The organism is Shewanella sp. SM68 (assembly GCF_025653925.1).
GTDB classification, from domain to species: Bacteria; Pseudomonadota; Gammaproteobacteria; order Enterobacterales; family Shewanellaceae; genus Shewanella; species Shewanella oncorhynchi.
In genome coordinates this window covers 1-24,578 of record NZ_JAKKRU010000022.1, presented here as the reverse complement: position 1 = coordinate 24,578, position 24,578 = coordinate 1, and the positions used below count along the sequence as shown (strand labels likewise).

The following is a 24,578-nucleotide window of genomic DNA, read 5'->3' as shown; positions in this document are numbered from 1 at the left end:
CAAAAGAAGAAGGCGGACGTCACACTCCATTCTTCAAAGGCTACCGTCCACAGTTCTACTTCCGTACAACTGACGTAACCGGTACTATCGAACTGCCAGAAGGCGTAGAGATGGTAATGCCTGGCGACAACATCAAAATGGTAGTGACTCTGATTTGCCCAATCGCGATGGACGAAGGTTTACGCTTCGCAATCCGTGAAGGTGGTCGTACAGTTGGTGCTGGTGTAGTAGCTAAAATCATCGCTTAATYGCGAYAGAAATTAGTTTGAAAAGGAAGCTTCGGCTTCCTTTTTTGTTTGAGGGCTGGTTTTATTCACAAATTTGTGTAAAATGCTCGCCACTCTGAAGTTAAATAGTTATTTGATGACTATTTACACAGCGGGCTTGATATCCGGATTTAGATAGGTATAATGGCCCCCTCGTCGACTTAGGTTGACGAATTAAATGATTAGTCGCTGAAGTTAATCATTATCATAGCGGCTCCGATTGGGAGTCGAACGGTTAAATCATCTCGCTCTGCTTTTCTATATTGAAGAAGCTAGAGGGTGATTTTTTATATGTCCATTTTAGGAGCTCTGGTCAATGCAGAACCAAAGAATCCGTATCCGCTTAAAGGGATTTGATCATCGCTTAATTGATCAGTCTACAGCGGAAATCGTTGAAACTGCTAAGCGTACAGGCGCGCAGGTTCGTGGTCCAATTCCACTACCTACTCGCAAAGAGCGTTATACCATTTTGATCTCTCCGCACGTTAATAAAGATGCTCGTGACCAGTACGAATTACGTACACACAAGCGCCTGGTTGACATCGTAGAGCCAACTGAAAAGACTGTTGACGCATTAATGCGTTTAGATCTTGCGGCTGGTGTCGACGTACAGATTAGCTTGGGTTAATTGAGATCCTAGTAAGAAGAGGTTTGAGAGATGGCTATCGGTCTTATTGGTCGTAAAGTTGGTATGACTCGCATCTTCACTGAAGATGGTGTTTCAATACCAGTTACTGTAATTGAAGTTGCAGGCAACCGTGTTACTCAAGTGAAAACTTTAGAAACTGACGGCTACCGTGCACTTCAAGTTACAACTGGCACCAAAAAAGCCAATCGCATCACTAAACCAGAAGCAGGTCACTTTGCCAAGAGCGGCGTTGAAGCCGGTCGTGGTTTGTGGGAAATGCGTTTGGTAGACGGTGAAGGCGAGGGCATTGAAGTTGGTGCTGAGCTAAATGTTGATATTTTCGCAGACGTAGCGAAAGTTGATGTTACTGGTCAATCAAAAGGTAAAGGCTTCCAAGGCGGCGTTAAGCGTTGGAACTTCCGTACTCAAGATATGACTCACGGTAACTCTTTGTCGCACCGCTCGAATGGTTCTATCGGTCAGAACCAAACGCCTGGTCGCGTATTCAAAGGCAAAAAAATGTCAGGCCATATGGGTGCCGAGCGTGTTACTACTCAAAATCTAGTTGTTGTTCGTGTAGATGTTGAGCGTAACCTGCTACTAGTCCGTGGCGCTGTTCCTGGCGCTACCAATGGCGACTTGATTATCAAGCCTGCCGTTAAAGCTTAAGGTCTGAGGAGATAGTAATGGAATTGGTATTGAAAGACGCGCAAAGCGCTCTTGAAGTTTCCGAAACTACCTTCGGCCGTGACTTTAACGAGGCACTGGTTCATCAGGTAGTTGTAGCATACGCTGCAAACGCGCGTCAGGGCACTCGTGCTCAAAAGACTCGTGCGGAAGTAACTGGCTCAGGCAAAAAGCCTTGGCGCCAAAAAGGAACTGGCCGTGCTCGTGCTGGTTCTGTTAAAGGCCCAATCTGGCGTGGCGGTGGCGTAACATTCGCTGCTAAAACCCAAGATCACAGCCAAAAAGTTAACAAAAAGATGTACCGCGGCGCGCTGAGAAGCATTCTGTCTGAATTGGTACGTCAAGAGCGTTTGGTTATTGTTGAATCTTTCGGTGTTGAAGCTCCTAAAACTAAAGAGCTGAAAGCTAAATTGAAAGCAATGAACCTTGAAGACGTTCTGATTGTGACTGCAGAAGTTGATGAGAACTTATTCTTAGCAGCTCGTAACCTGTACAAGGTTGACGTTCGTGATGTAGCGGGTCTAGACCCAGTGAGTCTGATCGCCTTCAACACTGTGCTTGTGACTGCTGACGCAGTGAAGCAAATCGAGGAGATGCTAGCATGATGATCCGCGAAGAACGTTTGCTAAAAGTTATTCTCGCTCCACATATCTCTGAAAAGAGCACTGTGAACGCTGAGAAGCACAACACTGTTGTTTTCCGCGTAGCTATCGATGCAACTAAAGCTGAAATTAAAGCTGCTGTTGCTAAGCTATTTGAAGTTGAAGTTGATTCAGTTCGCACTTTAGTGAGCAAAGGCAAAACTAAACGCACTGGTGGCCGTACTGGTCGTCGTAGCGATTGGAAAAAAGCCTATGTGACTCTAGCTGCTGGTGCTGACATCGATTTCGTCGGCGGCGCTGAGTAAGCAAAGGAGAATTATCATGGCAGTTATTAAGTGTAAGCCAACCTCTCCAGGTCGTCGCCACGTAGTTAAAGTGGTGAACACTGACCTGCACAAGGGTAAACCTTTTGCTGGCTTGTTGGCGAAAAAATCTAAAAGTGGTGGCCGTAACAATACTGGCCGTATCACTGTCCGTCACGTAGGTGGTGGTCATAAGCAGCATTATCGTCTAATCGACTTCAAACGCGATAAAGATGGTATCCCTGCAAAGATTGAGCGTCTGGAATACGATCCAAACCGTACTGCTAACATCGCGTTAGTATTGTATGCGGATGGTGAGCGTCGTTATATTCTTGCTGCCAAAGGCATGCAAGCTGGCGATAAGATCCAGTCTGGTGTTGCTGCCGAGATCAAAACCGGTAACGCTATGCCACTGCGCAACATCCCAGTAGGTTCTGTAGTTCACGCAGTTGAAATGAAGCCTGGTAAAGGTGCTCAGATCGCTCGTTCTGCAGGTGCTTATGTACAAGTTGTTGCTCGTGATGGCGCATATGCCACTCTACGTCTTCGCTCTGGCGAAATGCGTAAAGTGCCAGTTGATTGCCGCGCGACATTTGGTGAAGTTGGTAATGCCGAACACATGCTACGCCAGTTAGGTAAAGCAGGTGCTAAGCGCTGGAGAGGCATACGTCCTACAGTGCGTGGTGTTGCAATGAACCCAGTAGACCATCCACACGGTGGTGGTGAAGGCCGTACTTCTGGTGGTCGTCACCCAGTGACTCCATGGGGTGTGCCAACTAAGGGTTATAAAACTCGTAGTAACAAGCGCACTGACAAGTACATCGTACGTCGTCGTAATAAATAGTAAGAGGATTCGCCATGCCACGTTCTCTCAAGAAAGGTCCCTTCATTGACCTGCACTTGCTGAAGAAGGTAGAGAAAGCGATGGAAGCCGGTGACAAAAAGCCTATTAAGACTTGGTCACGTCGCTCTATGATCATTCCAAATATGATTGGTTTGACCATCGCTGTCCATAATGGTCGTCAGCACGTTCCTGTGTTCGTAACTGACGAAATGATCGGCCACAAACTTGGTGAATTTTCACCAACTCGCACTTATCGCGGCCATGCTGCAGATAAGAAAGCGAAGAAGCGTTAATACGGGAGGAATAAGATGGAAGTTTTAGCTAAACATCGTTTTGCCCGTACGTCTGCGCAGAAGGCCCGTCTGGTTGCTGATCAAATTCGTGGATTGCCTGTTGCTAAGGCCCTCGAAATTTTGACTTTCAGCCCCAAGAAAGCCGCCGTACTGGTTAAAAAAGTACTTGACTCAGCTATCGCAAACGCCGAACACAACGAAGGCGCGGATATTGATGAGCTTAAAGTCGGAGCCGTCTTCGTAGATGAAGGCCCAACTATGAAGCGTATCATGCCACGTGCTAAAGGCCGCGCTGATCGTATCATGAAGCGTACCAGCCACATTACTGTGGTTGTATCAGATCGCTAGGAGAGAGCAATGGGACAGAAAGTACATCCTAATGGTATCCGTCTGGGTATCACCAAGCCTTGGATCTCTACCTGGTACGCAGATAAATCAGATTACGCAAGTAACCTGAACAGCGACTGGGAAGTGCGTAAGTTTCTTGTAGAGAAATTACAAGCTGCTTCAGTATCTAAGATTGTTATCGAGCGTCCAGCGAAAAGCATCCGCGTTACCATTCACACTGCCCGTCCAGGTGTTGTGATCGGTAAGAAAGGTGAAGACGTTGAAGTATTGCGTGCTGCAGTGTCAAAACTTGCTGGCACTCCTGCTCAAATTAACATCGCTGAGATCCGTAAACCTGAGCTAGATGCCAAGTTAGTTGCTGACTCAATTGCACAGCAATTAGAGCGTCGCGTAATGTTCCGTCGTGCTATGAAGCGCGCAGTTCAAAACGCAATGCGTATTGGTGCTCAAGGTATCAAAGTACAAGTTAGTGGCCGTTTAGGCGGAGCTGAGATTGCGCGCGATGAGTGGTATCGTGAAGGTCGTGTACCTTTACATACTTTGCGTGCTGATATCGACTATTCTACATCTGAAAGTCACACCCAATACGGTGTGATTGGCGTTAAAGTTTGGATCTTCAAAGGTGAAGTTCTAGACGGAATGCTGCCACAGATTGAAGAGCCGAAGCAGCAGCAACCTAAGCGCAAGCCTCGTGGTAAATAGGAGAGCCGGCAATGCTGCAACCTAAACGTATGAAGTTTCGCAAGATGTTCAAAGGCCGCAACCGCGGTCTAGCGAACGGTACCGAAGTTAGCTTTGGTACTTTTGGTCTGAAAGCAGTCGGCCGTGGCCGTTTAACTGCACGTCAGATCGAATCTGCACGTCGTGCCATGACACGTCACATTAAGCGTCAGGGACAAATTTGGATTCGAGTTTTCCCGGACAAGCCGATTACCTCTAAGCCTCTTGAAGTGCGTATGGGTAAAGGTAAAGGTAACGTTGAATACTGGGTATGTCAGATTCAACCTGGTAAGGTTCTTTATGAGATGAATGGTGTTTCTGAAGTGATCGCTCGTGAAGCGTTTGCTTTGGCTGCTGCCAAGCTTCCAATTAAGACTACCTTCGTAACTAAGACGGTGATGTAATGAAAGCGAGCGAACTGAGAGAAAAGAGCGTTGAAGAACTGAACGCTGAACTACTTGGTCTGCTGCGTGAGCAGTTCAACCTGCGTATGCAACACGCCACTGGTCAGTTGACTCAGACTAATCAACTGAAATTGGTGCGCCGTAACATTGCGCGCGTTAAGACCATTATTACTTCTAAGGCGGGTGCATAATGTCTGATAAAATCCGTACTTTGCAGGGTCGTGTAACTAGCAACAAAATGGACAAGTCCATTACTGTTGCTATCGAACGCCAAGTGAAACACCCAATTTATGGGAAATACATTAAGCGTACGACAAAGATCCATGCACATGACGAAACGAATCAGTGCAATGAAGGCGATTTAGTAGCGATTCGCGAATGTCGTCCTTTGTCTAAGACTAAGTCTTGGACCCTGGTTGAAGTAGTATCAAAGGCCTAAGTTAATTAGGTATTTAGGTAAACGGCTCCAGAATGTGGGGCCGTTTGTTTTTTAATACTATACATTCCACTTTTATGGTGTTATATTTGCGCGCCATTTTTGACTAAATTAATAGCAAAAATGAGTGTTTTTATTGTCCCATAGTGGGAATTGTGTAGTAACGATAGCGGAGCACTTAAAATGATCCAAATGCAATCGACTCTTGACGTTGCTTGTAACAGCGGCGCACGCAGAGTTCAGTGTATTAAGGTCTTGGGTGGCTCTCATCGTCGTTATGCCGGTATCGGCGACATCATCAAAGTTTCTGTTAAAGAAGCGATTCCTCGCGCTAAAGCGAAGAAAGGCGATGTGTATAACGCGGTGGTAGTCCGTACTAAGAAAGGCGTACGTCGTCCAGACGGTTCTGTCATTCGCTTCGATCGGAATGCAGCTGTTCTTTTGAACAACAACCTGCAGCCGATTGGTACTCGTATCTTTGGACCAGTGACACGTGAATTGCGTAATGAGCAATTTATGAAAATTGTCTCGCTGGCACCAGAAGTACTGTAAGGAGCTTCAAAATGGCAGCTAAAATACGTCGTGAAGACGAAGTGATTGTATTAGCAGGTAAAGACAAGGGTAAACGTGCAAAAGTTTCTCAAGTCCTTCCTACTGGTAAATTGATTGTTGAAGGCATCAATCTTGTCAAAAAACACCAAAAGCCAAACCCACAATTGGGCGTAGCTGGCGGTATTGTTGAGAAAGAAGCACCGATACAAGCATCAAATGTAGCGATTTTCAACTCTGCCACTGGCAAAGCTGATCGCGTTGGTTTCCGCTTTGAAGACGGCAAAAAAGTTCGTTTCTTCAAATCGAACAGTGAACTCGTTAAGTAATTGGAGTAAACGATGGCGAAACTGCATGATAAATACCAAGAGACTGTTGTCGCTGAACTTGCTAAAAAGTTCGGTTATACCAGTGTCATGCAAGTCCCTCGGATTGAGAAAATCACCCTGAACATGGGTGTTGGCGAAGCTGTTGCAGACAAGAAAATCATGGACCATGCTGTCCGTGATATGACTGCAATCGCTGGTCAAAAGCCAGTTGTGACTGTAGCTCGTAAGTCAGTTGCTGGTTTTAAAATCCGTGAAGGCTACCCTATTGGCTGTAAAGTGACCCTACGCGGTGAGCGTATGTGGGAATTCTTAGAGCGTTTAGTCGATATCGCAATCCCACGTATTCGTGACTTCCGTGGCTTAAGCGCTAAAGCGTTTGACGGCCGTGGTAACTACGCAATGGGCGTGCGTGAGCAGATCATCTTCCCAGAAATCGATTACGATAAAATCGATAAGATTCGTGGTATGGATATTGTTATCACTACTACTGCGAAGAATGATGAAGAAGGTCGTGCTTTGTTAGACGCTTTTAACTTCCCATTCAAGAAATAAGGGTAGCGTAATGGCAAAAACATCAATGAAAGCACGTGAAGCTAAACGTGCACAGCTCGTGGCCAAGTACGCTGAAAAGCGTGCGGCTCTTAAGACTATCATTGCAAGTCCAGCTTCTTCTGACGAAGATCGTTGGGATGCGGTTCTTAAGCTGCAAGCTCTACCACGTGATTCCAGCGCTGCGCGTCAACGCAATCGTTGTAATCAAACTGGTCGCCCTCATGGCTTCTTACGTAAATTCGGCTTAAGCCGTATCAAATTACGTGAAGCAACCATGCGTGGTGAAGTTCCTGGCCTGCGTAAGGCCAGCTGGTAAGCACTTGTCACGGAGTAAGCTAATATGAGCATGCAAGATCCTATTGCGGATATGTTAACCCGTATTCGTAACGGCCAAGCTGCTAACCACGTATCAGTGAAGATGCCTTCAGCTAAGTTGAAAGTCGCAATTGCGAAACTACTTAAAGATGAAGGTTATATTGCTGATTACGCCGTAGCAGATGAAGCCAAGCCTGAACTGGAAGTTACTTTAAAGTATTTCCAAGGCCAACCAGTCGTTGAGACTATCCAGCGTGTAAGTCGCCCTGGTCTTCGTATTTACAAAGGTAAAAACGAACTTCCAAAGGTGATGGGCGGTCTGGGTGTCGCAATTGTGTCCACTTCTAAAGGCTTGATGACTGATCGTGCCGCCCGCCTTGCAGGCATGGGTGGCGAGGTTATCTGCTACGTAGCTTAAGGAGCTAGGAATGTCTCGTGTAGCAAAAGCACCAGTATCTATTCCAGCTGGCGTAGAGGTGACCTTGAACGAACAGACCCTTACCGTCAAAGGCGGAAAAGGTAGTCTGACTCGAGTGATCAACAATGCGGTCAATGTTGTTATTGAAGCCGGCGTAGTTAAGTTCCTCCCTGTTGAAGGCGTTGTTAACGCTTGGGCACAGGCTGGTACAACTCGTGCATTAGTAAACAACATGGTTGTTGGTGTATCTCAAGGTTTTGAGCGTAAGTTAAAGTTAGTTGGTGTTGGTTACCGTGCGAAACTCGTCGGTGCTGATATCGACCTTACTTTAGGTTTCTCTCATCCGTTAGTACACAAACTGCCCGCAGGCGTTACTGCAGAGTGCCCTAGCCAAACTGACATCGTCCTACGTGGCGTTGATAAACAGTTAATTGGCCAAGTCGCTGCTGAGATTCGCGGATACCGTCCACCAGAGCCATACAAAGGCAAAGGTGTTCGCTATGACGACGAAGTAGTACGCCGTAAAGAGGCTAAGAAGAAGTAGGTAACGCGATATGGATAAGAAAACATCTCGCTTACGTCGCGCTACTCGCGCTCGTAAGAAGATCCAAGAGCTGGGCGTGAACCGTCTGGTTGTACATCGTACACCGCGTCACATTTATGCTCAGGTGATCAATCCTGAAGCTCAGGTGTTGGCAGCTGCTTCAACCGTAGAAAAAGCGGTTAAAGAGCTACTGAAGAGTACCGGTAACGTAGACGCAGCGAAAGCAGTAGGTAAATTTGTTGCTGAGCGCGCGATCGAAAAAGGCGTAACTTCAGTTGCGTTCGATCGTTCTGGTTTCAAGTATCACGGTCGTGTAGCTGCTTTAGCAGATGCAGCTCGTGAAGCTGGCCTGAAGTTCTAAGGGGTTATAAAATGGCTAAATTAGAAGCTCAGCAAAAAGACGATCTGCAAGAGAAATTAATTGCAGTTAATCGTGTTTCTAAAGTAGTTAAGGGCGGTCGTATCTTTAGCTTCACAGCACTGACAGTAGTGGGTGACGGTAACGGTAAGATTGGCTATGGCTATGGCAAAGCACGTGAAGTTCCAGCCGCGATTCAAAAAGCGATGGAAAAAGCTCGTCGTAACATTGTGACCGTTGAGTTGAATGCAGGTACTCTGCATCACCCAGTTAAAGGTCGTCATACTGGTTCACTTGTGTACATGCAACCTGCATCACAAGGTACTGGTATTATTGCCGGTGGCGCAATGCGTGCCGTATTGGAAGTAGCAGGCGTGCATAACGTTCTGTCAAAAGCATACGGTTCTACTAACCCGATCAACATCGTTCGCGCGACTGTCGATGCATTGGTGCACATGAAGTCACCTTCGCAAATCGCAGCTAAGCGTGGCCTGAATGTTGACGAAATTCGGGGGTAATGCACCATGGCAACTAAAACTGTAAAAGTTACTCAAACTAAAAGCGGTATCGGTCGTTTACCGAAGCACCGTGCAACCCTAACGGGTCTTGGTTTGCGTCGCATTGGTCACACTGTTGAATTAGAAGATACTCCTTCTGTTCGCGGTATGATCAACAAGGTCTACTACATGGTTAAGGTGGAGGATTAATAGATGCGTTTAAATACTCTATCTCCAGCAGCAGGCTCTAAGCATGCACCAAAGCGTGTAGGCCGTGGTATGGGCTCAGGTCTAGGTAAAACAGCGGGTCGTGGTCATAAAGGCCAAAAGTCTCGCTCTGGTGGCGGTGTACGCCCAGGATTCGAAGGTGGTCAAATGCCACTTAAAATCCGTTTACCTAAATTTGGTTTTACCTCGCGTCGCGCTATGGTAACAGCTGAAGTTCGTGTACTCGAACTGGCAAAAGTTAACGGTGATGTTATCGACTTAAACGCTCTGAAAGATGCGAACGTAATAACTCGCAACATCCAGTTTGCGAAAATTGTTCTTTCAGGTACCATTGAGCGCCCTGTGACTGTTAAAGGTCTGAAGGTAACCAAAGGTGCACGTGCAGCTATTGAAGCTGCCGGCGGTAAGATCGAGGAATAATACGTCGATGGCAAAACCAGGACTTGATTTAAAAAGCGCGAAAGGTGGACTTTCAGAATTGAAAGCTCGCCTCCTGTTCGTGATTGGTGCGATTATCGTCTTTAGAGCCGGTTCGTTTGTGCCAATTCCTGGTATTGACGCAGCTGTATTAGCAGAGCTGTTTGCTCAGCAAAGTGGAACCATCCTTGGCATGTTTAACATGTTCTCGGGTGGTGCCCTTGAGCGTGCCTCTATCTTTGCATTAGGTATTATGCCGTACATTTCGGCATCGATTATCATGCAACTGTTGACTGTCGTACATCCTGCACTCGCTGAATTGAAAAAAGAAGGCGAATCAGGACGTAAGAAAATCAGTCAATATACCAGATGGGGTACCTTAGTGCTGGGTACATTCCAGTCGGTCGGTATTGCAACCGGGTTACCAAACTTAGTGCCAGGCCTTGTGGTCAACATTGGATTTGGATTCTACTTTGTTGCGGTTGTGAGCTTAGTAACAGGAACTATGTTCCTTATGTGGCTAGGTGAGCAAATTACCGAACGTGGTATAGGTAATGGTATCTCGATTTTGATTTTCGCAGGTATTGTTGCTGGATTACCTTCCGCTATCGGCCAAACGGCTGAGCAGGCGCGTCAAGGTGACTTGAATGTGTTAGTATTGTTGTTGCTCGCGGTAATTGTGTTTGCAGTGACTTATTTTGTAGTGTTTGTGGAACGTGGTCAGCGTCGTATCGTCGTTAACTATGCTAAGCGTCAGCAAGGCCGTAAGGTATTCGCTGCGCAAAGTACCCATCTACCGCTGAAAATAAACATGGCAGGTGTTATTCCGCCAATTTTTGCGTCAAGCATCATTTTGTTTCCTGGAACACTGGCTCAGTGGTTCGGTCAAAATGAGTCCATGTCATGGTTAAGTGATTTTTCACTGGCTGTGTCACCTGGACAACCGCTTTACTCATTATTATATGCAACAGCGATTATCTTTTTCTGTTTCTTCTATACTGCGTTGGTGTTTAACCCACGTGAAACAGCAGATAACTTGAAGAAGAGTGGTGCATTCATCCCTGGGATCCGTCCTGGAGAACAGACTTCGCGTTACATTGATAAAGTTATGACCCGTTTGACATTGGCAGGCGCGTTATACATAACCTTTATCTGCTTAATTCCGGAGTTCATGTTAATTGCGTGGAAAGTACAGTTCTATTTCGGCGGTACTTCACTACTAATTATGGTAGTCGTAATCATGGACTTCATGGCTCAGGTTCAGACGCATATGATGTCTCATCAGTATGAGTCTGTGATGAAGAAAGCTAACCTAGTTAACAAAGCGAATTTAGATCGCTTTGGTCGCTAAGTAGCTTTACGGAGTGATGAAATGAAAGTTCGAGCTTCCGTGAAGAAGATCTGCCGTAACTGCAAGATCGTCAAGCGTAGTGGCGTTGTACGCGTTATCTGTGTTGAACCAAAACACAAACAGCGTCAAGGCTAAAAAGTAATTTGTTCAGCCCATGAATTGGGCTGAACAAAATTTTGTTTGCAAATCTGTCGACTGTCGAGTATCCTTTCGGGCTTTTCGCAGTTGGCCTTTAACTTTAAGGAGTGCATAGTGGCCCGTATCGCTGGCATTAACATTCCTGATCAAAAGCATACAGTCATCGCATTGACTGCAATTTTCGGCATCGGCCGTACTCGCGCTAGAGCAATCTGCGCGGCTACAGCAATCGCTGAAACTGCTAAGATCAAGGAATTGAGCGAAGCTCAAATAGACACACTACGCGAAGAAGTCGCCAAATACCTAGTAGAAGGTGACTTACGTCGTGAGATTTCAATGAACATCAAGCGTCTTATGGATCTTGGTTGTTATCGTGGTCTCCGCCATCGCCGTAGCCTGCCTCTCCGTGGGCAACGTACTAAGACCAATGCGCGTACGCGTAAAGGTCCACGTAAACCTATTAGAAAGTAACGGGAAGGTAAAGCAATGGCTAAAGTTCCGTCACGTTCTCCGCGTAAGCGCGTACGTAAACAGGTTGCAGATGGCATGGCTCATATCCATGCTTCTTTCAACAACACTATTGTCACCATTACAGATCGTCAAGGTAATGCGTTGTCATGGGCTACTTCAGGTGGTTCAGGTTTCCGTGGTTCACGTAAATCTACTCCATTTGCTGCACAGGTGGCTGCTGAGCGTGCAGGTGCTGCTGCTCAAGACTACGGTTTAAAAAACCTTGAAGTGTTTGTGAAGGGTCCAGGTCCAGGTCGTGAGTCAGCCATTCGTGCGCTGAACGCTGTTGGTTATAAAATTACCAACATTACCGATGTGACGCCGATCCCTCATAATGGTTGTCGTCCTCCTAAAAAGCGTCGTGTATAACGCCGTTTCATTAGGATAGTTGGAGAAAGATCATGGCAAGATACTTGGGTCCCAAGCTCAAGCTCAGTCGCCGAGAAGGTACAGACCTTTTCTTAAAAAGCGGTGTGAGAGCAATCGATTCAAAGTGTAAACTGGAAACTGCACCTGGACAACATGGCGCTCGTAAGCCACGTTTGTCAGAGTACGGTACTCAGTTACGCGAAAAACAAAAAGTTCGTCGTATTTACGGTGTGTTAGAAAAACAATTCCGTAACTATTACAAAGATGCTGCACGTACTAAAGGCAACACAGGTGAAAACCTGCTTCAGCTTTTGGAAACCCGTCTTGATAACGTTGTTTATCGTATGGGCTTCGGTGCAACTCGTGCAGAATCACGTCAGCTAGTAAGCCATAAATCTATTATGGTTAACGGTCGTGTTGTTAACATTCCATCATTCAAAGTGTCTGCGAATGATGTTGTGAGCATCCGCGAGAAGTCACGTACTCAAGCTCGTATTAAAGCGGCTTTAGAAGTGGCAGCTCAACGCGAGAAGCCTACATGGGTTGAAGTCGACAACGCGAAAATGGAAGGTGCTTTCAAGCGCGTTCCAGAACGTAGCGATTTGTCTGCGGAAATTAACGAACAGCTGATCGTCGAGCTTTACTCTAAGTAAGGCTAACAAACAAGAGAGGACACAATGCAGGGTTCTGTTACAGAATTTCTTAAACCGCGTCTCGTTGATATCGAGCAGGTTAACTCAACACGTGCCAAGGTTACATTGGAACCACTTGAGCGTGGTTTCGGCCACACTTTAGGTAACGCGTTGCGTCGCATCCTATTGTCGTCTATGCCCGGCTGCGCGGTTACCGAAGTCGAGATTGACGGTGTACTGCACGAATACAGCAGTAAGGAAGGCGTTCAAGAAGATATCCTTGAGATCTTGTTAAACCTGAAAGGGTTAGCAGTGACCATCGAGGGTAAAGACGAGGCTATGCTTACGTTGAGCAAGTCCGGCGCAGGCCCTGTCATCGCAGCAGATATCACGCATGATGGTGATGTCACTATCGTGAATCCTGATCATATTATCTGTCATCTGACAGGTAACAATGATATCAGCATGCGTATTCGCGTTGAGCGTGGTCGTGGTTATGTACCAGCATCTGCTCGTGCACAGACCGAAGACGATGATCGCCCAATCGGCCGCTTGCTGGTTGATGCTTCTTTCTCGCCAGTTGCACGTATTGCCTACAATGTAGAAGCAGCACGTGTAGAACAGCGTACTGACTTAGATAAACTCGTTATCGATATGACCACAAACGGTACTATCGATCCTGAGGAAGCTATCCGTCGTTCTGCAACTATTCTGGCTGAACAGCTAGATGCGTTTGTAGAGTTACGTGACGTGACTGAGCCAGAGCTGAAAGAAGAGAAACCGGAATTCGATCCGATTCTGCTGCGTCCTGTCGACGATTTAGAGCTAACTGTACGTTCGGCTAACTGCTTGAAAGCCGAAGCGATTCATTACATCGGAGATCTGGTACAGCGCACTGAAGTTGAGTTGCTGAAAACCCCGAACTTAGGTAAGAAATCTCTTACTGAAATTAAGGATGTTTTAGCTTCTCGCGGACTGTCGTTAGGTATGCGTTTGGAAAACTGGCCTCCAGCTAGTTTAGCAGACGACCTATAAGTCTCAGGTTTGTACAGATTTAGGTTATAAGGATTAGGTCATGCGCCATCGTAAGAGTGGTCGTCAACTAAACCGTAACAGCAGTCATCGCCAAGCCATGTTTCGCAACATGGCCGGTTCACTAGTTCGTCATGAGATCATCAAGACAACTGTGGCTAAAGCGAAAGAACTGCGTCGCGTAGTTGAGCCTCTGATAACACTTGCTAAGAGTGACAGCGTTGCAAACCGTCGTTTAGCGTTTGCACGTACTCGCGACGCTGAAGTCGTTGGTAAGTTATTTACTGAGTTGGGTCCACGTTACCAGGAACGTCCTGGTGGCTATACCCGTATCCTTAAGTGCGGTTTACGTGCTGGTGATAAAGCCCCTATGGCTTACATCGAGCTAGTTGGTCGCCCAGAAGCTGCTCAAGCTGTTGATGTTGAAGCTGCTGAGTAATTAAGGTTACACTTTTAAAAAGCCGGGCATTAGCCCGGCTTTTTTATGCCTTTTTGACTATTTCACCCAAAGTGTGGTTTTCTCGATTTCTTTTGGGAGGACGATATTCCATTTAGCTAAGCCTTTCTGGCTAAACATGTATTTTCCAAGATCATCTGTTACTGGGAAAATATTTTCGGGTTTCTCGCCGCCGAGTATTTTTGTTGCCATATTTGCTGCAATCTTGCCATGATGATAGCCATCGAGAACATAGCCACCAATATTACCTTCAGCAGAGACACTAAATCCCCAAAACCCAAAATTCGGTACCGGAGTATGTTCAGATATCCATTTTAGGAGCTGATCTGCATCTACTGAGCGATTATCTGCATCTCTAACTGTGTGGTATAGCGCCACGACTATAGCGTTATAACCTTGTTCCTTCGCGGTCAATACATTCCGCTGCCAATCCGTTAGCTGTGACAATTGCACTAAATTAACTTCGATATCGCCTAACATGCTTGAGTGTTGTTTACTGATGTATTCTGCCGCTGAGTCAGAGGTGACTCCTTGGTCGAATAGAACTAAGATTTTTCTATGCACAGTCTGTGGTAGTAAACGTTGAATGAGCAGTAGTGAACGTCGTAGTAGTGGTCTCTCAATGACGCCTGTGAAGCGTTTGTGTTCATTGAGATGATATTCTCTAGGATTCATGTTCACCCCTAAATAGACTACTGGGATTAGGCTGTCATTTAGGCGCTGGTGTAAGAGATTAACCGCATTATCATCGGCGAGAATAACCAATTGGGGTGCTTGTTGTTGAATATATTTCCATGCTAAGTCAGCCCGTTCAGCAAATTGCTCTTGGGGTAAGCGTTTGGTATCCATCTCGAAATAACTAACATCGTGGTGAGGGCTGAGCGTGTCATAAATCGCTTGATAGTATTCTTGGTCCCATTGATAGCTATGATGGTAGCTTTCGATAACAACAACTTTAGCAGCATTGGCTTCCTGAGAGAGGCCTACCAAGCAGATAATTAGGAAGCTTAGAATGTGTTGCAAACTAGAGTTTAGTTGTCTTATTTGAATCATATGCAGTCTTAGGTATTGGCGCTGCCTAGAGTATAGTCCACCTTTAATTGTGCATATTCAGATAATAAAAAAGCCTCACTAGTTATTAAGCTAGGAGGCTTAGTTTGTACGCTATTGCTGATCCATCAATAACCTACTTAGTATCTGGTGCCTTTTGCTGGCTATAATCTAACTTTTCGTGCTTTTGGCCCATGGCTTCAGCGACTTCTGGTGGCATGTAGTTTTCATCATGCTTGGCCAGTACTTCAGTTGCTTCTAGTTTGCCATCAGCACCCAGTACACCCTGAGCAACAATGCCTTGTCCTTCACGGAAAAGATCGGGCAATAGGTCGTCATAAGTGACCAGTACTTCGCCGCCGAGGGAGTCATGCACTGCAAATTCGACATGCAAGCTTTTGGGATCTCGCACCATAGAACCTACCGTCACCATTCCGCCGACACGAATACGTTGGCCAATTTCAGGTTTTACGCCAGTGTCTGTCTTGCCGTGGACAATTTCAGACGGAGTATAGAATAAGTTCAAGTTGGAGTTCAGCGCATAGAGCAAAAGCGAAGTAATCGCAGCAACGCCACCGATTAATGCTACAGCTAATGTCAGTCTTTTTTTGCGTCTTGGGTTCACGATTTAGTACTCCTAGTTTCTTTTAGGCGTTCTTCTCTATCCATCTTCTTCGCGATATCAATTAACACCTTACGCTTTTGGCGTGCGCTGGTAATGATGAGCGTAGAGAGGCAGAAGAAGGTCACTCCGTAGGATAGCCATACATAGAATGCATAGCCGCCCATATTAAAAAAATCACTGATTGAATCGAATTGCATCATTTGACCTCCTCCGCTTTAGCTAGTTCACGGACCCAAGGGCGCATGCCATTTCTTGCTAAAATTTCTGCTCTAAAACGAACAATAGTGATGGCGCCAATCATAAGACCGAAGCCCAGTATGTTAATTAACAGTGGATAGAGCATTTCCGTCGACATAGTCGATTTCTCGGTAATGCGTATTGTCGACGGTTGATGTAATGAGCTCCACCATTCAACTGAGTATTTGATGATAGGAATATTAATCACACCGACGATCGCTAAGATCCCTGCTGCACGAGCTGCGAGCACTTTATCCTCAAATGAGGCATAGAGCGAGATCACACCTAGATATAGGAATAGTAATACCAGCTCAGAAGTTAAGCGTGCATCCCATACCCACCAAGCACCCCACATAGGTTTGCCCCATGCTGCTCCGGTAAAGAGTGCGATAAAGGTGATTACTGCACCAATGGGAGCAATAGATGCTGCAGCCCAGTCGGCAAGTTTTATTTGCCAAACTAGACCGATAAAGGCCGCTGTTGCCATACCCATATAAGCCGCCATTGACATAGACGCGGCAGGAACATGGATAAAGATAATACGGTAGCTATCACCCTGCTGGTAATCCGTCGGCGCGAAGACGAGTCCCCATGTAGTGCCAACAGCAATCAATAGACCGGCTAAGATCGCAAACCATGGAAATAACGTTCCTGATAATTTATATGCGCGTTCAGGATCCGCGTAAGGGTGTAACCATTTCCACATTTTAGTTAGTACTCACTCGCAGAGATGCACCAATTGCAAAAGGTGCTAAGGTTAACGATCCGACCAGCATAGCGCCTATTATAGCGAGCTGACCATCATAGGGTAAATTCATTCCTGCCGCGTCTATGGCACTCGTTGCAAAAATGAGTACTGGGATATATAGGGGCAAAATAAGTAAGCTGAGTAACACGCCGCCTTTCCTTAGACCGACGGTTAATGCCACACCAATAGCACCTAACAGCGACAATACTGGCGTGCCTAGCGCAAGCGTTGAAATTAACGCACCGTAGCTGTTGCCGTCTAGATTGAGTAATACCGCTAACAGTGGTGCGATAATAATCAGTGGCACACCTGTTAAAATCCAGTGGGCTAACACTTTAGCTAATACGAGAATGGCTAATGGCTGTGGGCTTAATAGCATTTGTTCTAAGCTACCATCACTAAAGTCGGCTTTGAAAAGCCTTTCAAGTGACAACATTGATGCTAATAATGCGGCTACCCAAATTATCCCCGGTGCCACACGTGCTAACATTTGCGGCTCTGGTCCAATTCCCAGCGGAAACAAGGTAACGACCATAATAAAAAATAGCAGTGGGTTAAAAATGTCGCCGCGGTGGCGAATAGCAATTTTAAGATCTCGCTGCAGCAAGGTGAAAAATGCTTGGGTAAAACTGATGCCTCTTTTCATTGAGCCTGACCTTATATGAAGCGATAATCGAGACGAATTTTACGAAGCCTATCATCTGTGATAATGCCCATATCTTGGTGAGTTGTGAGGATCACACAACCACCATTATCCGCATGCTGAATAAATAACTGCTCCAGTTCTTCGACGCCTTTTTTATCAATTGCAGTAAAAGGTTCGTCAAGGATCCAAATTTTACAGTTGCTATGCCACAATCTTGATAGCGCTGTTCTGCGATGCTGGCCTGCGGATAAATGCCCCGCGAGAGCTTCTTCAAAGCCCGTTAAATTGACTTTGGCTAAAATCTCTGACGTATCAAAGTCATCATAACCACTGATTCTTAAATTGAAATTAAGGTTTTCTTCGGCAGTCAGCTCGCATTTCACGCCAGCTAAATGGCCTAAATACAAGAGGTCTTCATTGTATTCATCGCGGCAACGGTTTATGTCTTCATTAATGTAAAAAGTTTGTCCGGCATAGGGGCGAGAAAGGCCCGCCAATATGCGTAATAAACTGGTCTTGCCTGCGCCGTTAGGGCCTTCAATCTGAACAATGTCACCGGCATTTATATCAAAACTTAACTCATCAAAGAGGATGCGTTCTTCGCGGATACAGGTCAGCTTGCTGGCTGACACTAATGTGGTTTCTTTAGTTATATTTGTCACTGAACCCTCTATCTCAAGCCGGAAGGAAACACAAGTCATTCTAACACAAACGTTATTGGGGGTTTACTCTTGGTTTGCACTAGATGTCAGCAATATGATGTGGTTCCAATAACCGCAATATTTATCGAACTTTTTTACGACTTGCTAATATATTAACGAATTTGTCATCCTTGTCGCCTGATTCATTTTGTGTTGAGATTCTAATCACAAAAAGATGAGATTTCTTGAAGTTTGTAGTAATCTTAGTCGGCTATAATGAGTCTGCCTAAGTAAGGGCGGCGCCGAGCTTTGTACGTATTTGCATTAGGAACATTGAACATGAAAAAACTTTTAGCAATGACTGCTGTCGCTGCTTTGACTATGTCAGTTAACGCTTCAGCTCAAGATGCTGAGGCTATTTATAATAAGGCATGTACCGTATGCCACAGTATGGGTGTTGCTGGTGCTCCAAAAGTACACAACGCTGCAGAATGGGAACCACGCTTAGCTAAGGGTGTTGACGCTCTAGTGAAGAGTGTGAAAACCGGTCTGAATGCTATGCCACCAGGCGGTATGTGTACTGATTGTACTGATGATGATTACAAAGCTGCTATCAAATTTATGTCTACAGCTAAGTAATTTTTCAGATATAAAAAAACCGGCGAAAGCCGGTTTTTTTATATCTGCAATTAACTGCGATTTATTGCACTTGAGTATCAAGTACTAGGTTCGCTGTATCGCCTACGGCGACTTTACTGATCTTGCCTTGAATATCACCCGTTTGCGGTTTGATATTACCTTGTTTAGACAGCACTGCAATCACTTCCACATTGGCTGCATCGCTTAACTTCACATCACCACCCATACCGCTACTGTCATCTAATGTCACTGTAATCGGGAAAGACTTCGCACTGACTTTGGTTGCAGCTAATGGAACTTTAGGTCCTTCAGTTGCACGGGCAAAGATGAAAATGGTGTCTTCTGGACTGGCTTTAGCCGCAAGTTCTGCAGAGATAGATATAGTGACATTGACCGATTTAGCACTCGCTTTGACTTGCTTATGTGCATCATCATTTGGCATGCCAGCGGTTTCCGACTGCATGCGTAAGTTGGCGGTTTCGATTGCATTCATAAGAGCAGCACGATCAACGTCGGCATGACCGCTATCTAAAATCGTTTGCCAAGAGGTGATGGCTTTCTTGTAGTCAGCAGTAAAGAAAGCATCCATACCCACGAGCAGTAGCGTTGAAGGATCTTGGGCATCCATAGCTAAGGACTCATCGATAAGAGCTTGGACTTGCGGTGTCATTTGTTGACCCGCTTTGTAATACATCGCCGTTGCTTTTGGACCGAGCAATTCTGCATGCTTTCCGACTAATTCGATTACTTTATCGAAAGCCGCAATCGCTTTATCGTATTGGTTTGCTGATACATAAGCATGACCTAAGCTAAACCACAGTTGGCTGTTTTCTGGCTCGGCTTTAACTTGAGCTTCCATCATCTGCACGCGTTGCATCATGATTTGAGCCGTATCCATTCCTGCATGTGGATTTGCAGGTTGTTGAGCACTATCAATATTCTCGAAGGCACCTAAGTGTTGATATAGATAGCCTGAGATGACAATCAAACAAACTGACATGATCGACGGCCACAGAATCGTCTTTGGCTTTATTTGGTTGACCAGTGAATCGTCGTTCGCTTGTTTGATGTCTTGGAGTAGACTGATTTCCAGTTCTTTCTTCAATGCATCAAATTCGGCTTGATCGAGTAGCTCTTCACTTAATTCTTTTTCAAGAACGCCTAAGCGCTCATTGAACAATTCAAGGTTCGTTTGTTTACGAACTCCAGCTTCTTCCGTTTTCAGCAATTTTTGCTGTCTGAAGTGCGGGATCCAAATCAGCATCAGGCCGACTAACATAACAAGCGCAATAAAAATCCAAAATGTCGTCATTGTTTCTATATTCACTTTAGTTTGCAGAAAGCGGAGTAACCGCTAGGCTTGGAAGCAAGATTATACGTAAAGATTGTTCATTGAACAGTAATATAAGGTAATCCCAGTGCTGAAAGCTTATAGTTGGGCACTGGTTCACAAATTGATTCTTCTTGTAAATTTTGTATGAAACTTAAGTGTCATTTGTCGGTCACATGCAGAACTGAGCCTCTTCCGTGACTTTCATCGACCTCTAAAATTGAGAATGAGACAAGTAACCCAGTTTTGTACGAAAGAGGCAGACAGGAACAATAGCAAATACTAAAATGAGCAAAATTTCGTGCATTTGCGTGAATAGCATGTTGTGCGTTGAGATAGAGTCTTTCTAAATCAACATATTATTGAAGACTGAGGAAAACCCATGATCCCAGAACTTGGACACTTTGCGTTGATAATAGGGGTGGCTTTTGCCTTCTTATTAATCAGCGTCCCCCTAATAGGTGTTGCCAGAAAAGACCAATACCTTGTTAGGTACGCTTGGCCATTAACGTACGGAATGTTCTTTTTTATTACCTTATCTGTTGTCGTGCTGGCTTATAGTTTTGCCGTCGATGATTTCTCGGTCGCCTATGTGGCACATCATTCAAATTCTCAGTTACCTATCTTCTTTAAGATCTCGGCCGTATGGGGCGGTCATGAAGGGTCACTGTTATTTTGGGTGTTTGCTTTATCAACTTGGGCGGCTGCGGTTGCCTTGTTTAGCAAAGGTTTAGAAGAAGTATTTACTGCCCGTGTGCTGGCAGTATTGGCTCTTATTGTGATTGGCTTTAGTTTGTTTATGCTACTCACATCTAGCCCATTTGAACGTTTATTCCCGATCCCTGCCGAAGGTCGTGACTTAAATCCAATGCTGCAGGACGTGGGATTAATCTTCCATCCTCCTATGTTGTACTTAGGTTATGTGGGCTTCTCTGTAAGCTTTGCATTTGCGATTGCTGCGCTGATGAGCGGCCGTCTTGATTCTGCATGGGCTCGTTGGACTCGTCCATGGACATTGGCTGCTTGGACCTTCCTTACGGGCGGTATCGCACTAGGATCTTGGTGGGCTTATTATGAATTAGGCTGGGGCGGTTGGTGGTTCTGGGATCCCGTTGAGAACGCCTCTTTTATGCCTTGGTTAGTGGGTACTGCGCTTGTTCACTCTTTGATTGTGACTGAGAAACGCGGCGCCTTCCGTAACTGGACTGTATTACTGTCTATTTTTGCTTTCTCTTTAAGTTTGCTTGGTACCTTTATTGTTCGCTCAGGTGTATTAACCTCAGTGCATTCATTCGCAGCCGATCCAAGCCGCGGTATGTTCATCCTGTTGTTACTTGGTTTAGCTGTTGGCGGTTCATTAACACTGTTTGCTTTACGTGCCAGTGAAATGAGTAGTCCTGCCCGTTTCGAGCTTAAGTCTAAAGAAACAATGCTCTTAGTATGTAACGTGCTACTGACGGTTGCCGCAGGTACGGTACTATTGGGTACATTATATCCATTGCTCATCGACGCGCTTGGCATGGGTAAAATCTCTGTTGGACCTCCATACTTTAATGCGGTGTTCGTGCCTATCGTATTAGTGCTATTTGGCTTTATGGGTATTGGTCCAATTATTCGCTGGAAAAAATCGAAAGCGGGCGAGCTTAAGCGTCAGCTATTGATCCCAGCAATGATTGCTGCTGCTATCGGTATTGTGACGCCATTTATCGTCGATGGTGTATTCAATATTTGGGTTACCTTTGGTATTGCAGCCGCGGCTTGGATTATTCTGGCTACCGCAAGAGCGGCCTATAACATGGTCAAGTCGAAAGAAGGTGATATCAGCATCAGCCGCATGGGCCGTAGTCAGCTTGGTATGATCTTCGCGCATCTCGGTATTGCCGTTTCTGTGATTGGTGCCACTATGGTGTCAAATTACTCGATTGAGAAAAGTGTTCGTATGGGACCTGGTGTAAGCCAAGAACTCGCCGGTTATACTTTTAAGTATCTCGAGACCAAAAACGTAGTGGGTCCTAACTACACTGCACAGCAGGGACAGATAGAGATCTATAAGGGCGATGAGCTACTGACATTACTAAAACCTGATCGTCGTCAATATAATGTGCGAACTATGGATATGACAGAAGCCGGTATTGACTGGGGTCTATTCCGTGACTTGTACGTGACTATGGGCGACCCTATTACCAGCACTGAATTTGCGGTTCGTTTAAACTATAAGCCGTTCGTGCGTTGGTTATGGTTTGGGGCAATTTTCATGATGATAGGTGGATTCTTCGCTGCATCGGATAAACGTTACCGTGCGAAAGTCACTGCAGCTGTCGCGCCTTTGGCCGAAAAGGCAAAATTGGCAACGGCTCAATAATTGGGGAATGTATGAAGAAGTTGGTTCTGTTTATCCCATTGGTCATATTTCTCGCCATGGGGGTGTTTCTATATAAAGGGTTATTTCTGAATCCGCAGCAATTGGATTCAGCACTGGAAGGGAAGCCTATTCCGGCTTTCCAACTGGAACGCCTAGAAACACCGGCTGAGATCATAACGAATGAGCAATTAAAAGGTAAGGTATCATTACTTAACGTATGGGCGACGTGGTGTCCATCTTGTAAATATGAGCATCCTTTCTTAGTGATGCTAAAACGTAAAAATCTTCTGCCAATTTACGGGATCAACTATCGTGATGAGCGTGTTCCTGCGTTAGAAGAGTTAAAACGTCAGGGCGATCCCTACAACGTTAATATTTATGATAAAGATGGGCGTTTAGGATTAGATCTTGGCGTTTATGGTGCTCCAGAGAGTTTTATTGTTGATCACAACGGTATTATCCGTTTCCGTTATGCAGGTCCAATAGACCAACGCGTATGGAGTGAAACCCTTTACCCTATGATCCAACAATTACAAGCTGAAGCAGCGAAGGATGGCGCAGCATGAGAACGATGATAAAAATCATAGGTGGTCTAGTGCTGATGTTCAGCATGACGACTGCCGTCATGGCAACACCAGTTGATACTTACGAATTCAAGTCACCTGAAAATCAAAAGCGCGGTTTGTCTTTGGCCCATGAACTACGTTGTCCACAGTGTCAAAACCAAAATTTGATCGACTCCAATTCACCCGTTGCTCGAGATCTGCGTCTTGAGGTATTCAAGATGGTTGACGAAGGAAAAGGGGATGATGAGATCATCGAGTTTATGACTAGTCGTTACGGTGAGTTTGTTCTCTATAAACCTAAGATGGAAACCAAGACCTACATTCTCTGGTTAGGTCCTATTGGTTTATTACTTCTGGGTCTAGTGATTGGATTCATCTTCATTCGTAAGCAACGTATTGGCGGTAATGTGCCGAACGAAATTAGCGCAGAAGATCAGCGCGAGTTAGATACCTTGCTAAAGCGCAATACAAAATGAAGCATAAAGTCATAACGGCATTCATGTTGTCATCCATTCTTTCGGTATTTGTTGCTGGGGTCGCGCATGCGTACCCTGGTATGCAGCAAACGGCTAAACCGATGGAATCAACGGTTGATTTGATCAATGTACTGCCAAAGACTTTTCCTATTGAGCCTGTTGCCTTTAATGATGTCGATGGTAAAGCTATCGACTTCAGCCAATTTAAAGGCAAGATCATTATGGTTAACATGTGGGCGACTTGGTGTCCGCCATGTGTCAGAGAGTTGCCTGCAATCGAAAGGTTAGCAACTAAGTTCAAGACTGAAGATTTTGTCGTACTGCCTATCTCAATTGATGCAGAAGGTAAGCAGCAGGTTCAGCCGTTCTTAAGTTCATTGGGTATGGCGAATTTCAACTCTTACTATGATCAACCACAAAGTCTTGGAAACGTTTTTCCGCTCGACACGATTCCTGCGACCTTTATTCTTGATCAACAGGGTCAATTGATTGCCTTTGTTCGATCCTATGTTGATTGGGATGACGTAAAAGCCGTCTCGCTAATCCAAGGTTTTATCGATAAAGGCAGCAAAAAGCCCAATTAATGGGCACTTTGCATGTAAAATAATCGCCGTTGTTTAAAAGATCGCCATGCGATCTTTTTTCATTTAAAAAGCCCTTGCACAAAAAGTTTCACTGCCTATAATGCGCATCCACTGACACGGCAGACAGCGAAAGCAGGCTGACGAGTTAGGTTGAATTGAGTCGCTTTTAAGCACTTAATTCAAYMGCAGCAAGAAGTTGAAAAAACTCCTTGACGCGAAACGGGAAATGCGTAGAATACGCAGCCCTAGCCAACTGGAAGCGTTCGACGCTCAGTGTGGTACTCAAGTTCTCTTACGAATATTGAGTTGCTCTTTAACAAGATAAAACAAGAAATCTGTGTGGACACTCACAGGTGTTGAGTTAATCGAAACTGCTTAACCTTCGGGTTGGCAGTCAAAAATTTAAATCAATGTAACAATGAGTGTTCATAGTAATATGTACAGTTTG

Annotated in this window: 40 protein-coding genes and 1 pseudogene; 34 read left to right on the top strand and 7 right to left on the bottom strand. The window is 45.3% G+C overall.

The genetic code is table 11. The features are described from left to right. From tuf to rplQ, 29 genes and pseudogenes are all read left to right on the top strand, one after another. Positions 1 to 248: pseudogene (tuf, locus tag L5M40_RS22035) on the top strand (elongation factor Tu); the annotation flags it as partial. A 334-nt stretch (positions 249 to 582) separates the two neighbouring features. After that, complete coding sequence (gene rpsJ / locus L5M40_RS22030) at positions 583 to 894, top strand: 30S ribosomal protein S10 (RefSeq protein ID WP_006083601.1); 312 nt, start codon at positions 583 to 585, stop codon at positions 892 to 894. A gap of 30 nt (positions 895 to 924) precedes the next feature. Next, complete coding sequence (rplC, locus tag L5M40_RS22025) at positions 925 to 1,563, top strand: 50S ribosomal protein L3 (RefSeq protein WP_006083600.1); 639 nt, start codon at positions 925 to 927, stop codon at positions 1,561 to 1,563. Positions 1,564 to 1,580: 17 nt separating this feature from the next. Next, positions 1,581 to 2,186, top strand: coding sequence for a 50S ribosomal protein L4 (rplD, locus tag L5M40_RS22020; RefSeq protein ID WP_113941598.1), 606 nt, complete (start codon positions 1,581 to 1,583; stop codon positions 2,184 to 2,186). Further along, positions 2,186 to 2,488 carry a 50S ribosomal protein L23 gene (gene rplW / locus L5M40_RS22015; RefSeq protein WP_025008843.1) on the top strand — a complete coding sequence of 101 codons (303 nt, stop codon included), beginning with the start codon at positions 2,186 to 2,188 and terminating at the stop codon, positions 2,486 to 2,488. The genes rplD and rplW overlap by 1 nt, the downstream gene beginning before the upstream one ends. A 16-nt stretch (positions 2,489 to 2,504) precedes the next feature. Next, complete coding sequence (gene rplB, locus L5M40_RS22010) at positions 2,505 to 3,329, top strand: 50S ribosomal protein L2 (RefSeq protein ID WP_006083597.1); 825 nt, start codon at positions 2,505 to 2,507, stop codon at positions 3,327 to 3,329. A 14-nt stretch (positions 3,330 to 3,343) separates the two neighbouring features. Continuing rightward, positions 3,344 to 3,622, top strand: coding sequence for a 30S ribosomal protein S19 (gene rpsS / locus L5M40_RS22005; protein WP_006083596.1), 279 nt, complete (start codon positions 3,344 to 3,346; stop codon positions 3,620 to 3,622). A gap of 15 nt (positions 3,623 to 3,637) precedes the next feature. Further along, positions 3,638 to 3,970, top strand: coding sequence for a 50S ribosomal protein L22 (gene rplV, locus L5M40_RS22000; RefSeq protein ID WP_006083595.1), 333 nt, complete (start codon positions 3,638 to 3,640; stop codon positions 3,968 to 3,970). Positions 3,971 to 3,979: 9 nt separating this feature from the next. After that, positions 3,980 to 4,672 carry a 30S ribosomal protein S3 gene (gene rpsC / locus L5M40_RS21995; protein WP_006083594.1) on the top strand — a complete coding sequence of 231 codons (693 nt, stop codon included), beginning with the start codon at positions 3,980 to 3,982 and terminating at the stop codon, positions 4,670 to 4,672. Between the two features lie 11 nt (positions 4,673 to 4,683). After that, complete coding sequence (gene rplP, locus L5M40_RS21990) at positions 4,684 to 5,094, top strand: 50S ribosomal protein L16 (RefSeq protein ID WP_006083593.1); 411 nt, start codon at positions 4,684 to 4,686, stop codon at positions 5,092 to 5,094. Further along, a complete protein-coding gene (gene rpmC / locus L5M40_RS21985; protein WP_006083592.1) occupies positions 5,094 to 5,285 on the top strand; it encodes a 50S ribosomal protein L29 in 192 nt (63 codons plus the stop codon). Before rplP ends, rpmC begins: the two co-directional genes overlap by 1 nt. After that, positions 5,285 to 5,533: a 30S ribosomal protein S17 gene (gene rpsQ / locus L5M40_RS21980; protein WP_006083591.1), complete on the top strand. Its 249-nt coding sequence runs from the start codon at positions 5,285 to 5,287 to the stop codon at positions 5,531 to 5,533. Before rpmC ends, rpsQ begins: the two co-directional genes overlap by 1 nt. A 180-nt stretch (positions 5,534 to 5,713) precedes the next feature. Beyond that, complete coding sequence (gene rplN / locus L5M40_RS21975) at positions 5,714 to 6,082, top strand: 50S ribosomal protein L14 (protein WP_006083590.1); 369 nt, start codon at positions 5,714 to 5,716, stop codon at positions 6,080 to 6,082. A gap of 11 nt (positions 6,083 to 6,093) precedes the next feature. Next, positions 6,094 to 6,408, top strand: coding sequence for a 50S ribosomal protein L24 (rplX, locus tag L5M40_RS21970; protein ID WP_006083589.1), 315 nt, complete (start codon positions 6,094 to 6,096; stop codon positions 6,406 to 6,408). A 12-nt stretch (positions 6,409 to 6,420) separates the two neighbouring features. Then, positions 6,421 to 6,960 carry a 50S ribosomal protein L5 gene (gene rplE, locus L5M40_RS21965; protein ID WP_006083588.1) on the top strand — a complete coding sequence of 180 codons (540 nt, stop codon included), beginning with the start codon at positions 6,421 to 6,423 and terminating at the stop codon, positions 6,958 to 6,960. A gap of 10 nt (positions 6,961 to 6,970) precedes the next feature. Beyond that, complete coding sequence (gene rpsN, locus L5M40_RS21960) at positions 6,971 to 7,276, top strand: 30S ribosomal protein S14 (protein WP_006083587.1); 306 nt, start codon at positions 6,971 to 6,973, stop codon at positions 7,274 to 7,276. A gap of 24 nt (positions 7,277 to 7,300) precedes the next feature. Further along, entirely contained in the window at positions 7,301 to 7,693 is a 393-nt protein-coding gene (rpsH, locus tag L5M40_RS21955) for a 30S ribosomal protein S8 (protein WP_006083586.1), read from the top strand. 10 nt (positions 7,694 to 7,703) lie between these two features. Further along, complete coding sequence (gene rplF / locus L5M40_RS21950) at positions 7,704 to 8,237, top strand: 50S ribosomal protein L6 (protein ID WP_105251036.1); 534 nt, start codon at positions 7,704 to 7,706, stop codon at positions 8,235 to 8,237. Between the two features lie 10 nt (positions 8,238 to 8,247). After that, entirely contained in the window at positions 8,248 to 8,598 is a 351-nt protein-coding gene (gene rplR, locus L5M40_RS21945; RefSeq protein ID WP_006083584.1) for a 50S ribosomal protein L18, read from the top strand. A gap of 11 nt (positions 8,599 to 8,609) precedes the next feature. Next, entirely contained in the window at positions 8,610 to 9,113 is a 504-nt protein-coding gene (gene rpsE, locus L5M40_RS21940) for a 30S ribosomal protein S5 (RefSeq protein WP_006083583.1), read from the top strand. A gap of 6 nt (positions 9,114 to 9,119) precedes the next feature. Beyond that, complete coding sequence (rpmD, locus tag L5M40_RS21935; protein ID WP_006083582.1) at positions 9,120 to 9,302, top strand: 50S ribosomal protein L30; 183 nt, start codon at positions 9,120 to 9,122, stop codon at positions 9,300 to 9,302. A 3-nt stretch (positions 9,303 to 9,305) separates the two neighbouring features. Continuing rightward, positions 9,306 to 9,740, top strand: a complete 435-nt coding sequence (gene rplO, locus L5M40_RS21930; RefSeq protein ID WP_006083581.1) for a 50S ribosomal protein L15 — start codon at positions 9,306 to 9,308, stop codon at positions 9,738 to 9,740. Between the two features lie 7 nt (positions 9,741 to 9,747). Beyond that, on the top strand, positions 9,748 to 11,088 hold the full coding sequence (secY, locus tag L5M40_RS21925) for a preprotein translocase subunit SecY (RefSeq protein ID WP_007644459.1): 1,341 nt from the start codon (positions 9,748 to 9,750) through the stop codon (positions 11,086 to 11,088). A 21-nt stretch (positions 11,089 to 11,109) separates the two neighbouring features. Further along, the gene (gene rpmJ, locus L5M40_RS21920) at positions 11,110 to 11,223 is read left to right on the top strand and encodes a 50S ribosomal protein L36 (RefSeq protein WP_006083579.1); all 114 of its coding nucleotides are present in this window, start codon (positions 11,110 to 11,112) and stop codon (positions 11,221 to 11,223) included. Between the two features lie 117 nt (positions 11,224 to 11,340). Further along, a complete protein-coding gene (rpsM, locus tag L5M40_RS21915; RefSeq protein ID WP_011787581.1) occupies positions 11,341 to 11,697 on the top strand; it encodes a 30S ribosomal protein S13 in 357 nt (118 codons plus the stop codon). 15 nt (positions 11,698 to 11,712) lie between these two features. After that, complete coding sequence (rpsK, locus tag L5M40_RS21910) at positions 11,713 to 12,105, top strand: 30S ribosomal protein S11 (protein ID WP_006083577.1); 393 nt, start codon at positions 11,713 to 11,715, stop codon at positions 12,103 to 12,105. A 32-nt stretch (positions 12,106 to 12,137) separates the two neighbouring features. Next, positions 12,138 to 12,758, top strand: a complete 621-nt coding sequence (rpsD, locus tag L5M40_RS21905; RefSeq protein WP_006083575.1) for a 30S ribosomal protein S4 — start codon at positions 12,138 to 12,140, stop codon at positions 12,756 to 12,758. Between the two features lie 24 nt (positions 12,759 to 12,782). Beyond that, entirely contained in the window at positions 12,783 to 13,772 is a 990-nt protein-coding gene (locus L5M40_RS21900; protein ID WP_006083574.1) for a DNA-directed RNA polymerase subunit alpha, read from the top strand. Between the two features lie 40 nt (positions 13,773 to 13,812). After that, the gene (gene rplQ, locus L5M40_RS21895) at positions 13,813 to 14,208 is read left to right on the top strand and encodes a 50S ribosomal protein L17 (RefSeq protein ID WP_006083573.1); all 396 of its coding nucleotides are present in this window, start codon (positions 13,813 to 13,815) and stop codon (positions 14,206 to 14,208) included. Between the two features lie 57 nt (positions 14,209 to 14,265). Here the strand turns inward: rplQ and L5M40_RS21890 are convergent, their stop codons facing one another. The 6 genes from L5M40_RS21890 to ccmA all read right to left on the bottom strand — a co-directional run bounded on the left by L5M40_RS21890 (position 14,266) and on the right by ccmA (position 18,194). Continuing rightward, complete coding sequence (locus L5M40_RS21890; protein ID WP_242068452.1) at positions 14,266 to 15,216, bottom strand: ABC transporter substrate-binding protein; 951 nt, start codon at positions 15,214 to 15,216, stop codon at positions 14,266 to 14,268. A gap of 196 nt (positions 15,217 to 15,412) precedes the next feature. Further along, complete coding sequence (gene ccmE, locus L5M40_RS21885; protein ID WP_105251038.1) at positions 15,413 to 15,901, bottom strand: cytochrome c maturation protein CcmE; 489 nt, start codon at positions 15,899 to 15,901, stop codon at positions 15,413 to 15,415. Continuing rightward, on the bottom strand, positions 15,898 to 16,098 hold the full coding sequence (ccmD, locus tag L5M40_RS21880) for a heme exporter protein CcmD (RefSeq protein ID WP_105253042.1): 201 nt from the start codon (positions 16,096 to 16,098) through the stop codon (positions 15,898 to 15,900). Before ccmD ends, ccmE begins: the two co-directional genes overlap by 4 nt. Continuing rightward, a complete protein-coding gene (locus L5M40_RS21875) occupies positions 16,098 to 16,844 on the bottom strand; it encodes a heme ABC transporter permease (protein WP_105251039.1) in 747 nt (248 codons plus the stop codon). Before L5M40_RS21875 ends, ccmD begins: the two co-directional genes overlap by 1 nt. A 1-nt stretch (position 16,845) precedes the next feature. Then, the gene (gene ccmB / locus L5M40_RS21870) at positions 16,846 to 17,532 is read right to left on the bottom strand and encodes a heme exporter protein CcmB (RefSeq protein ID WP_006079706.1); all 687 of its coding nucleotides are present in this window, start codon (positions 17,530 to 17,532) and stop codon (positions 16,846 to 16,848) included. An 11-nt stretch (positions 17,533 to 17,543) separates the two neighbouring features. Next, positions 17,544 to 18,194, bottom strand: a complete 651-nt coding sequence (gene ccmA, locus L5M40_RS21865; RefSeq protein ID WP_131525727.1) for a cytochrome c biogenesis heme-transporting ATPase CcmA — start codon at positions 18,192 to 18,194, stop codon at positions 17,544 to 17,546. A gap of 318 nt (positions 18,195 to 18,512) precedes the next feature. Between ccmA and L5M40_RS21860 the strand changes: the two genes are divergently transcribed. Beyond that, a complete protein-coding gene (locus tag L5M40_RS21860; RefSeq protein WP_105251041.1) occupies positions 18,513 to 18,812 on the top strand; it encodes a c-type cytochrome in 300 nt (99 codons plus the stop codon). 61 nt (positions 18,813 to 18,873) lie between these two features. Here L5M40_RS21860 and ccmI read toward each other — a convergent pair whose 3' ends face one another. Next, positions 18,874 to 20,124 carry a c-type cytochrome biogenesis protein CcmI gene (gene ccmI / locus L5M40_RS21855; RefSeq protein ID WP_263257242.1) on the bottom strand — a complete coding sequence of 417 codons (1,251 nt, stop codon included), beginning with the start codon at positions 20,122 to 20,124 and terminating at the stop codon, positions 18,874 to 18,876. A gap of 400 nt (positions 20,125 to 20,524) precedes the next feature. Between ccmI and L5M40_RS21850 the strand changes: the two genes are divergently transcribed. From L5M40_RS21850 to L5M40_RS21835, 4 genes are read left to right on the top strand one after another with little or no spacing between them, the layout of a single operon-like run. Next, the gene (locus L5M40_RS21850; RefSeq protein ID WP_105251043.1) at positions 20,525 to 22,504 is read left to right on the top strand and encodes a heme lyase CcmF/NrfE family subunit; all 1,980 of its coding nucleotides are present in this window, start codon (positions 20,525 to 20,527) and stop codon (positions 22,502 to 22,504) included. A gap of 11 nt (positions 22,505 to 22,515) precedes the next feature. Then, positions 22,516 to 23,070: a DsbE family thiol:disulfide interchange protein gene (locus L5M40_RS21845; RefSeq protein WP_105251044.1), complete on the top strand. Its 555-nt coding sequence runs from the start codon at positions 22,516 to 22,518 to the stop codon at positions 23,068 to 23,070. Further along, complete coding sequence (nrfF, locus tag L5M40_RS21840; RefSeq protein WP_263177479.1) at positions 23,067 to 23,546, top strand: heme lyase NrfEFG subunit NrfF; 480 nt, start codon at positions 23,067 to 23,069, stop codon at positions 23,544 to 23,546. The genes L5M40_RS21845 and nrfF overlap by 4 nt, the downstream gene beginning before the upstream one ends. Continuing rightward, a complete protein-coding gene (locus L5M40_RS21835) occupies positions 23,543 to 24,130 on the top strand; it encodes a TlpA family protein disulfide reductase (RefSeq protein WP_113941593.1) in 588 nt (195 codons plus the stop codon). Before nrfF ends, L5M40_RS21835 begins: the two co-directional genes overlap by 4 nt. The last annotated feature ends 448 nt before the right edge of the window (positions 24,131 to 24,578 follow it).